Below are 9,476 nucleotides of genomic sequence, written 5' to 3'. Positions count from 1 at the left end.
TACGAGGAGAGCATATCCAGAAAGGATTCTATTGTTTCAATTTGAAATCAATTTGATATTCAAGCAAAGAAAATGTATTTGCATAGAGTTAAGTTCTTTTTAAACAAATATGATTGAGATAAACTACAATGTTTGATGGTGTCTTGTTGTGAATGATGTTTGATTGTGAAAAAGAGCATATCTTTAATCTAAAAGATAGCCCAATTAAAAAATCCAAATGTTGAAATAGAAGTTGTTTTGAGTATCGATAATGGGTTTGAATCTTTTGGAAATCAGTGAGACTGAGCAACTCAGCGCATGTAAGATTGCTTTATTATTGGATGTTTTTACTCCTGATAATGAAATTGAAGGTTTTTTAAAATTAGCACGTAGTTTTCTGAAAACCGAAAATGCAATTTTGGCATTTGATGATGAGCCATATATTTGGTTTAACCAATTTGACAAGTTTAATGCGTTAAATAAAGGTCAACAAGATGCTTCAGAATGTATTCATCATTTCTTTGATGGTGCATTAGTGATAGATCAGAAGCATCATAGGTATGGAGATTTTTCCAATTGTATTCATGAATTGGGAGTTCCTCATAACAGGGCTATTTCTTTTGATTTACGAAAGAAAAATACTTCAAATAGTTTTGGTAGAGTTACTTTTTTTGATCATAATAAAGAATATTATGAACAGAATGGTATTGACCTGGCCTTTGAATTTATACAACAAATGGTTAAGTTTATTGCGCTTAAATTTGAAAATGCAGAATTAAAAGAAAAATATGAGCAGCAGGTAGCAACAAATACTAGCAAGACACGTTTTTTTCAGATTATTGCACATGATCTACGTGCTCCATTTCATGGTTTACTCGGATTTTCAGAAGTATTAGCGAAAGAACGTGAAACTTTACATGATTTAGATGTTCAAAATATTAGTGAATATTTACATGAGACTGCAGAGTCTACATATAATTTATTGGAAAACTTACTTAATTGGGCTATGGCTGAAGAAGGTCAGTTTGTCTATCACCCTATCCGTTTTAATTTAAAACAGGTGACAAAGATTGTCTGTGAAATTTTAAGTCCATTAGCATTTAAAAAAAATATTCAGCTGATAGACGATGTTCCTGAACATTTGATGTTACTCGCGGACATAAATATGATTACCTCGGTTATCCAGAATCTGGTTTCAAATGCACTTAAATTCACCGCAACTGATGGAAATGGAAAGGTAAGTATTCGCGCTGCTCAAAAAGATCACAAAATAGAAATTTATATTCAGGATTCTGGTTTGGGGATGAGTTCCCAGCAAGTTCAAAATATTTTTAAACCAAATATCAAAGTTAGCCATAAAGGCACTTCTGGTGAGAAAGGTACTGGCTTGGGACTCGTCTTATGTAAACATTTTATTGATATGAATCATGGTCAAATAGAGGTGAAATCCAGATCTGGTGTAGGTACAGTCTTTAAATTAAGTTTACCTGACGCTTCAACAAATTTTGACTATGAAATATAAAGAGAAAAGTGTAAAAAATAGGCATTTTAAAAAGTAGAAAATCAATTTTCAAATAAAAAATAAGTAATAATATTAAAAAAAATATGATTTCAAACAAATGGTTTTTTTTATTTACGGAAATGCTGTATAGCAAGTAATATTACATATTCTTTATGTAATGGAGTGTTATTTTTAATGTATTATTGTTATAGTATTTTGTGATGTATTGAAAACTTCGAATAAGAAATAAGAACTTCTATACGATTAGCACATAACAAAGGAGAGTTGATATGAGACTTGAACTCATTGATATCGGTCAAGCAGACCAGCTGAGTGCATGCCATATGGCTCTTCTGCTAGGTGTACTTACTCCACAGAATCAAATTGATGGTTTTCTGAGGTTTGCACGAGGAATTTTGCAGGCTGAAAGTGCAGTCTTGGCATTTCATGACGAGCCTTATATCTGGTATTCATCTTCTGAAGGTTTTAAAGCATTTAGAGCAAAGAAAGAAGCCAATTTACTTTCATATTTTGGTAATGAAACAGTAATCGGCGTCAATCATCCCCAATATCAAGCATTTTCTGACCATATCAGGTTCTTGGGTGCTGACCATAATAGAATTATTGCTTTTGATTTAAAAGTTAATCAACATCAGTCTATTGGGCAAGTGATTTTATTTGATGATGAGTTACAGCCATTTGCTGAAAAAAATCTTGAACTGGTACATGAGTTTGCAACAGGATTAATTCGTGTTATTGAAATGCGTTCCGAATATGATGAACTCAAAGAACTGTATGAACAGCAATGTGCTTTAAACTATAGTAAAACCAAGTTTTTCCAGATCATAGCACATGATCTGCGTGCTCCTTTTCATGGGCTTTTAGGTTTTTCTGAAGTGCTCTCACAAGAGCGTGAGACTTTGGACGATAACAGTATTCAAAATATTGCAGACTATTTATTTGATACCACCCAATCTACCTATAACTTACTCGAAAACCTGTTAAATTGGGCGATGGCAGAGGGTGGGCGTTTTGTTTATCATCCAATCAATTTCCCTTTAAAACAAGCGACAAAAATTGTTTTCAATGTGCTAAATACTCTAGCAGTTAAAAAGAATATTCAGTTGATTGATCATGTTTCTGAACATCTCAAAGTGTATGCTGATATAAATATGGTGACATCGATTATTCAAAACCTTGTTTCTAATGCATTAAAATTTACACATGTAGATGGTACTGGAAAAGTGACAATTGATGCTCAGCAGAGTGATAAAGGTGTTGAAATTTCGATCAAGGATACAGGTTTGGGAATGTCTCCAAACCAGATTGAAAATATTTTTGAACCACGAATTCAAGTGAGCCTAAAAGGGACATCTGGTGAAAAAGGGACTGGCTTGGGTCTGGTGTTGTGTAAACGTTTTGTTGATATGAATAATGGTGAAATTAGCGTAATCTCAAAAGAAGGAGAAGGAACGACATTTAAGGTGGTTCTGCCTGTTGCGACAGCCTCACATCAGAGTTTAATAACAGATGATTTACAAAAACATGCCAAACTTATCTGATTATCAGGTTTAAATCCTATTTAAAATAAAGACGAAAACAAGAATAATTAAAAAAACTCCCCCACTTAGATAATCTAGCTGATATAAATAAGAAGATAAGATCAATGAGTTGAAGGCTTTTTAAATGAACGCTGAACAATTGCAAAAAACTTTACGTGCAAGTCAGTATGCTGAACAGGTTTTGGGATTACATCAAGAATTATTAGAACAAGATTATACTGGGGATCAGTTTTTAAAATCACTCACAACAATAGAAATTAATACTCTTGTTCAAGAGACGTTAAAGGATATATCTGATGAAACGATATGGATGCGTAGTCTGCGTATTTTACGTGCTCGTTTAATGTTTCGATGGATTTGGCAAGATGCAAATCAGTTAACAGACGTCGTGACTTTGACAAGAGAGTTATCTGACTTTGCTGATGCCAGTATTTGTGCAGCTAAAGCTTTTGCCCGTATTCCGTTAGTTGCCAAACATGGTGAACCCGTTGGATATAGCGGTTATTTACAAGACCTGATTGTGATAGCTATGGGGAAATTGGGAGCGCAGGAACTTAATTTATCCAGTGATATAGACTTGATTTTTGCCTTTGATGAGCAAGGTGAAACCAATGGTCGAAAATGTATTGACGTACAACAATTCTGTATTCTCTGGGGGCAAAAGATTATTTATCTTCTGGAACATATTACGGCAGATGGTTTTGTATTCCGTGTTGATATGCGTTTACGCCCTTGGGGAGATGGTTCTCCTTTGGCGATAAGTCATATCGCTTTTGAAAAATATCTAAGTCAGCATGGGCGTGAATGGGAACGTTATGCATGGATTAAGGCTCGTGTGGTTTCTGGTGGTCAGCAAGGGGATGAACTGTTGGAAATGACACGTCCTTTCGTATTTCGTAAATATGTGGACTACACTGCATTTGAAGCGATGCGTGAAATGAAAGCCATGATTGAGCGTGAAGTTGCGCGAAGAAATATTGCTGATGATATCAAGCTGGGGGCAGGTGGAATCCGTGAGGTGGAATTTATCGTTCAGGTTTTTCAGCTCATTTATGGTGGTTCAAAACTTGAATTACAAGATCGGCAATGTCTGGTCAGCTTAAAGCATTTGGGAGAAGTCGGATTACTTGATTCGCAGGCAGTTTTAGACCTGGAAGATGCTTATCTTTTTTTACGCCGTGTAGAACATGCGATTCAAGCTTTAAATGATCAGCAAACGCAGTCCTTACCATCAGAAGATGATTTAAGAAATAGGATAGTTGAGACTCTGGGTTTTGAAAGCTGGCAGGATTTTCTGGATGTTTTAAATGAAAAACGTTCTAAAGTAACTTATCAGTTTGAACATCTAATTAAGGAAAAAGGTCATGACTCTCCAACAGAAAGCTTTAGTCAGCTTGAAAAGCAACTGGATGAAGTGTTGGATGATGATGCCAAGAACCTGATTCATGAGTTTTGGTTTGGACATGCGATAAAAAAACTACCTGTAAAAGCTGTGCAACGTTTAAAAGAGTTTTGGCCGCATTTGATAGAAGCCATTTTACAGTCAGATAAGCCACAGGTTGCATTAATGCGTCTGATGCCACTGGTTGAATCAGTCATGCGCCGTACTGTTTATCTGGTCATGCTAATCGAAAGTAAAGGTGCTTTACAGCGTCTCGTTAAAATGGCAACAGTGAGTCCTTGGATCTGTGAGGAATTGACGCATTACCCAGTTCTACTAGACGAGTTTCTATCTATGGACTTTGAATTGCCTAAACGTAAAGATCTGGAAGATTCATTACGACAGCAATTACTACGTATTGAAATTGATCAGGTTGAAGATCAAATGCGTGTTTTACGTCTATTTAAAAAATCCAACGTATTGACAGTTGCAGCAAGTGATGTTCTGGCTGAAAGTCCATTAATGAAAGTGTCCGATGCATTGACGGATATTGCAGAAGTTTCAGTAATTGCCACATTAAATATTGCTTATCAGACAGTGGCTAGAAAACATGGTTATCCCTTGGATGCAGAAGGAAAGCGCTGTTCCATTGATCATATGGCTTTTGCTGTTGTTGGATATGGTAAAGTTGGTGGTATTGAGTTGGGGTATGGTTCAGATCTGGATCTTGTGTTTATCCACTATATGGATGAACAGGCTGATACAGATGGGACTAAGTCTATCAGTGGTTTTGAGTTCGCGATGCGAGTTGCCCAGAAGTTTATGTCGCTGATGACGACACAAACGCTGGATGGGCGTGTATATGAAATCGATACACGATTACGTCCTTCAGGTGAAGCAGGTTTACTTGTAACCAGTTTAAAAGCATTTGAACAATATCAGTTTAAAAGTGCTTGGGTCTGGGAGCATCAGGCTTTAGTTCGGGCAAGATCTATTGCGGGTGAACAGTCTTTGAGAGATACGTTTGAGCAGTTACGTTGCAAGATTTTAACTTTACCTAGAGATGAGGAAACAGTCCGCAAAGAAGTTTTGAATATGCGTCAAAAGATGAAAGACCATCTCGGATCATCAAAAGAGCAAAAAAAACATGGAATTTTTCACCTAAAACAAGATGCAGGTGGTATCGTTGACATAGAATTTATGGCACAGTATGTTGTATTAGCCTGGAGTGGGACGAATCCTGATCTCGCCCATTATTCCGACAATGTACGAATCCTTGAAGATGCCAAAAAGGCAGGTTGCTTATCCAGCGACGATGTATCCGCATTGATTCAAGCTTATCTCAGTGAACGCGCCGAGAGCCACCGTTTAGCACTTGCAAATCATAATATGCAGGTTAGTGCAGCGGATTGGCACGATACCCGAGAGGTCGTTTGCAAGTTATGGCAAAGATTAATTGATCCAACAGCGATTTTCGCGTTGGAAAGTGAATAATTGTGTAAAAATTTGGAGTGTGTGCCATGAATTTGGCTGATCGTGATGGTTTTATTTGGCAAGATGGACAACTAGTTGACTGGCGTGAAGCAAAAATTCACGTTTTGACTCATACATTACACTATAGTATGGGTGTGTTTGAAGGTGTCCGTGCCTATGAAACTCCTAATGGAACCGCGATTTTCCGTCTCCAAGATCATACAAAACGTTTGCTTAACTCTGCAAAAATCTATCAAATGAAAGTTCCATTTGATCAGGCTACGATTGAGCAAGCTCAAATTGATGTGGTACGTGAAAATAAATTAGCGTCTTGCTATTTACGTCCAATTATTTTTATCGGTTCAGAAAAATTGGGTATTGCAGCGACTGACAATACAATTCATGTTGCTGTAGCGGCATGGGGGTGGGGTGCCTACCTTGGTGAAGAAGCTATGGCGAAAGGTATTCGTGTAAAAACTTCATCTTTTACTCACCACCATCCAAACGTCACTATGTGCAAAGCGAAAGCATCTGGTAACTATACTGTATCTATCTTGGCTCATCAGGAAGTTGCACAATCAGGTTATGATGAAGCAATGCTTATGGACCCACAAGGTTTTGTATGTCAAGGCTCTGGCGAAAACGTATTCTTGGTTAAAGATGGTGCTTTGCATACCCCGGATCTAGCTGGTGGAGCACTTGATGGTATTACTCGTCAAACCGTAATTACTATTGCTAAAGATCTTGGTATAGACGTAATTGAACGTCGTATTACTCGTGATGAGTTCTATATTGCAGATGAAGCTTTCTTTACTGGTACTGCTGCTGAAGTAACTCCAATTCGTGAATATGATGATCGTCAAATTGGCGAAGGGCGTCGTGGTCCAGTAACTGAACGTATCCAAAAAGCATTTTTTGATGCGGTTCAGGGTAAAGATCCTAAATATGCTCACTGGTTGACTTACGTAAAATAAGTTGATCGGTTAAGATCAAAGGCGAAGCTTTAACGTTTCGCCTTTTTTATTGCAATTTTTCTGAGGAAATATCTCTATGCATATTGTCTATGTGAGTGATGGTAAAGCAGGGCATCGTTCTCAGGCGCTCGGTTTATATAAGGCGCTGCAAAGACAAAGTACAGATACAGAGCATGTTAGTTTCGAAGAAGTGTCTATTGAGCAATTACCTGTTTTTAGCTTGTTTTTATCCCGATTTAGACATGCCTCCTCAGCAATTCAACAGGAACCTGACTATATTTTTGGAGTAGGTAGCCATACTCAACTTCGGGTCTTACTTCTTGGAAAAGTGTATCCAAAGGCTAAAACACTGATTTTAATGAAACCCAATTTCCCTTTTTCTTGGTTTGATTATGTTGTAATTCCAGAACATGATGATGTGCAGGCATCAGATCATGTCATCATCACTAAAGGTGCTTTAAATCCAATTGTAAATAAGCAACAACATCAAGCGGGTCGTATTTTAATTGCTTTGGGCGGAGCATCAAAAAGACATGCCTGGAATGAGAATAAAGTATTAGATGCGATTCAGAATATCGTTCAGGATAATCCAGAGACAGAAATAATCTTAACGACTTCTCGTCGAACACCTTCTGAGTTTATCTCATTGCTACAACAACAAAAAATTTCATCCATGATACAAATTTTTCCTGTTGATGAAACTCCCCAAGGCTGGATTTTCGAAGAAATGCAAAAAGCAGAAGCAGTCTGGGTCACAGAAGATAGTGTTTCCATGATTTTTGAAGCATTGACTGCTGGTTGTAAAGTTGGGGTCATAAAAACAGAGAGAATAAAGCAAGATCGTATAACTGCTTCGATTGACCAGATTATTGATTCTGGCTTGGTGTCAACAGATACTCAGCTTAAACAATTGCCATTTTCACCATCTTTTAAAGAGGCGGATCATGTGGCAGAGATTATTTTGCAGCATCCATAAAATGGGTTTAGTCGATAATTAGAAATTCGTAATTGCATAAAGTGATTTGAAAATAAAACGGTATAAAGACATCCAATTTTATACATTTTGTTTTCGTATTTATGCTGAAGAAAATATATAGGGTCTATCCCTTTCTTATTTCATTGGGATTTTGTGTGGGACTAGGGTTTTGGGATTATTTACTGACGATAAAAGAGTTTTTTATATTTTTTTTAGTAGTAATTATTAATGCATTATTTTTAATCTGTATTAAACAGATTGTTCGAAAAAAACAGTATATTTTCTTTAATATTTCACTTTTTATTTTTATTTTGTACATTTCAACAGCAACTGGTTTTTTACAAGGGCATATGTCTTTGGGAATTATTGCCTCAATATCGCAAACTAATGTTAATGAGGCTTTTGAGTTTTTTTATCAAATAAAACTTAAATTTATTATTTTCTCAATGATTTTGATGTTGGCATGCATACATTATTTTGGNTTTTGTAAGGTTGAATACCATTTAAAGTTTTCTAAGAAAATGATTGTATTATTAATGATTTTTAATGTATATAACCTTTTCTTGGTACAAACTGTTCGAGCTGCATATTTATACAAAAAAGAAGAACAAATTTTATTGGAAAAAAATGATAAGGCAGTCGACTGGAAAATTAGCTCAGTTTCACCTAAATATGATACTCAGGTGTTTATTATTGGTGAAAGTGTTCATCGTGATTATTTGTCACTTTATGGTTTTTCTGAAAAAACAACGCCATTTTTAGACCAGATACCTTTAACTTTGATTAAGCACTATGTTTCTGCGGCACCTAATACAGTGACCAGTTTAACCAGAACTTTAGCCCTGATTGATAAAAATAAAGATATTAATATTGGTAAGAATGTTATCAGCCTCGCTAAGCAGGCAAATTACAACACTATATGGATTTCAAATCAGGGGTTTTTAGGAAAAAATGATACAGCAATATCTAAAATAGCTATTCATGCAGACCATCAGCTTTATTTGAAAAGCGGTAACTATATGTCAAAGAATATTGATGATGATGAGCTGGTTAATTTATTTTCACAACAAATTAAAAAATATAAAGATAGAAAAAACGTGATCTTTCTTCATATGATGGGGTCACATCCAAATGCCTGTGAACGCTTGTTTAAATTTCCAAGACAATATTCAAATTATTCTGAAAGTATAAACTGTTATTTATCAAGTATTAGTAAAATGGATCATTTTATCAAAAATATTTATTATAAATTACGATCTACCCAGCAAAGCTTTACTATTACTTATTTTTCTNATCACGGCATGACAATTGATGAGGATCATTTTTATGTGGATAATGACTATAAATCAAATTATAACGTTCCTTTTTTCCATTTAAGTAGTGATATGAAACATAGGCAAGTGATTGACAAAAAAGTAAGTGCTTATGATTTTTTGAATCTATATGCTGGCTTTCTTGGAATTCGGACACCTCTTTTAGACTCGCAGCGCAATTTACGGGATATTCCTGATAATCCGGATATATATGTATTTGATTGGGAAAAATACGTTCGTTATCGGGATCTAAAGAATAAATGATATTGATTCTTAAAAATAAATATCATTAAAAAGTATAGCATTGAGAGTTCTTT

General features: G+C 35.7%; 6 protein-coding genes. All 6 read left to right on the top strand.

Features of this window, described 5'->3' with window-relative positions; translation table 11 throughout:
• Positions 1 to 250 precede the first annotated feature (250 nt).
• The 6 genes from KPC_RS14790 (at position 251) to KPC_RS14765 (ending at position 9,423) form a co-directional block, all read left to right on the top strand.
• Positions 251 to 1,501 carry a sensor histidine kinase gene (locus KPC_RS14790; RefSeq protein WP_121975131.1) on the top strand — a complete coding sequence of 417 codons (1,251 nt, stop codon included), beginning with the start codon at positions 251 to 253 and terminating at the stop codon, positions 1,499 to 1,501.
• Between the two features lie 269 nt (positions 1,502 to 1,770).
• Positions 1,771 to 3,042 carry a sensor histidine kinase gene (locus KPC_RS14785; RefSeq protein ID WP_121975130.1) on the top strand — a complete coding sequence of 424 codons (1,272 nt, stop codon included), beginning with the start codon at positions 1,771 to 1,773 and terminating at the stop codon, positions 3,040 to 3,042.
• Positions 3,043 to 3,166: 124 nt separating this feature from the next.
• Positions 3,167 to 5,917 carry a bifunctional [glutamate--ammonia ligase]-adenylyl-L-tyrosine phosphorylase/[glutamate--ammonia-ligase] adenylyltransferase gene (gene glnE, locus KPC_RS14780; protein ID WP_121975129.1) on the top strand — a complete coding sequence of 917 codons (2,751 nt, stop codon included), beginning with the start codon at positions 3,167 to 3,169 and terminating at the stop codon, positions 5,915 to 5,917.
• Between the two features lie 26 nt (positions 5,918 to 5,943).
• Positions 5,944 to 6,870 (top strand): branched-chain amino acid transaminase, encoded by a 927-nt coding sequence (locus tag KPC_RS14775; RefSeq protein ID WP_121975128.1) that lies wholly within the window; start codon positions 5,944 to 5,946, stop codon positions 6,868 to 6,870.
• Between the two features lie 76 nt (positions 6,871 to 6,946).
• Complete coding sequence (locus KPC_RS14770) at positions 6,947 to 7,846, top strand: ELM1/GtrOC1 family putative glycosyltransferase (protein ID WP_121975127.1); 900 nt, start codon at positions 6,947 to 6,949, stop codon at positions 7,844 to 7,846.
• 101 nt (positions 7,847 to 7,947) lie between these two features.
• Positions 7,948 to 9,423 carry a phosphoethanolamine transferase gene (locus tag KPC_RS14765; protein WP_121975126.1) on the top strand — a complete coding sequence of 492 codons (1,476 nt, stop codon included), beginning with the start codon at positions 7,948 to 7,950 and terminating at the stop codon, positions 9,421 to 9,423.
• Positions 9,424 to 9,476 lie beyond the last annotated feature (53 nt).

Origin of the sequence: Acinetobacter stercoris, assembly GCF_900323515.1 — a bacterium.
In the GTDB taxonomy this organism is placed as follows: domain Bacteria; phylum Pseudomonadota; class Gammaproteobacteria; order Pseudomonadales; family Moraxellaceae; genus Acinetobacter; species Acinetobacter stercoris.
Note: the sequence above shows the minus strand (reverse complement) of the source record. Positions and strands in the feature narration are given on the sequence as shown.

Excerpts from the sequence above, each read along its gene's own strand:
- KPC_RS14775 (WP_121975128.1), top strand. The coding sequence starts at position 5,944 with ATGAATTTGGCTGATCGTGATGGTTTTATTTGGCAAGATGGACAACTA.
- glnE (WP_121975129.1), top strand. The coding sequence starts at position 3,167 with ATGAACGCTGAACAATTGCAAAAAACTTTACGTGCAAGTCAGTATGCT.
- KPC_RS14790 (WP_121975131.1), top strand. The coding sequence starts at position 251 with ATGGGTTTGAATCTTTTGGAAATCAGTGAGACTGAGCAACTCAGCGCA.
- KPC_RS14785 (WP_121975130.1), top strand. The coding sequence starts at position 1,771 with ATGAGACTTGAACTCATTGATATCGGTCAAGCAGACCAGCTGAGTGCA.
- KPC_RS14770 (WP_121975127.1), top strand. The coding sequence starts at position 6,947 with ATGCATATTGTCTATGTGAGTGATGGTAAAGCAGGGCATCGTTCTCAG.